Genomic DNA, 542 nt, shown 5'->3' on the forward strand with positions numbered 1-542 from the left:
AGTCGTGCAGAGGAAGCCCGGGGCTCTCCGGAATGGGGCCCCCTTCCTGGAATTGCCGACGGCCTTCAGACAGTTGCAGGAGCACATGCTGCGCAAGCCCGGTGGGGATCGCGAGATGGTCGATATCCTTGCGCTTGTCTTACACCACGATGAACAGGCCGTGCTGACCGCCGTGGAATTTGCCTTGGCTGAGGGTGTGCCCACCAAGACCCACGTGCTGAACCTGTTGCACCGATTGGTCGACGGCAAGGTGATCGACGGACCGCCACTGGATACGCCACAGGCACTGGCCCTGCGCCGTGAACCCAAGGCCAATGTCGAACGCTATGACGGTCTGCGCTCCCAGATCACTGGAGGCCGTCATGCGTCATGACCCTGCTGCCGCAGCCATCGTCATCATGCTCCGCAGCCTGAAGATGTATGGCATGGCACAGGCTGTCACCGATCTGATCGAGCAAGGCGCGCCGGCCTTTGAAGCCGCCATCCCGATTCTGTCGCAACTTCTCAAGGCCGAATTGGCCGAACGCGAGGTCCGGTCAATC

2 pseudogenes are annotated in these 542 nt (G+C 61.6%); both read left to right on the forward strand.

What is annotated here, in order from left to right:
* Positions 1 to 373: pseudogene (locus tag ACTIEN_RS22325) on the forward strand (IS21 family transposase); the annotation flags it as partial.
* Positions 363 to 542: pseudogene (locus tag ACTIEN_RS22330) on the forward strand (ATP-binding protein); the annotation flags it as partial. The pseudogenes ACTIEN_RS22325 and ACTIEN_RS22330, both read left to right, overlap by 11 nt.

It is taken from the genome of Marivita sp. (assembly GCF_051859345.1).
Classification (GTDB): Bacteria; Pseudomonadota; Alphaproteobacteria; order Rhodobacterales; family Rhodobacteraceae; genus Marivita.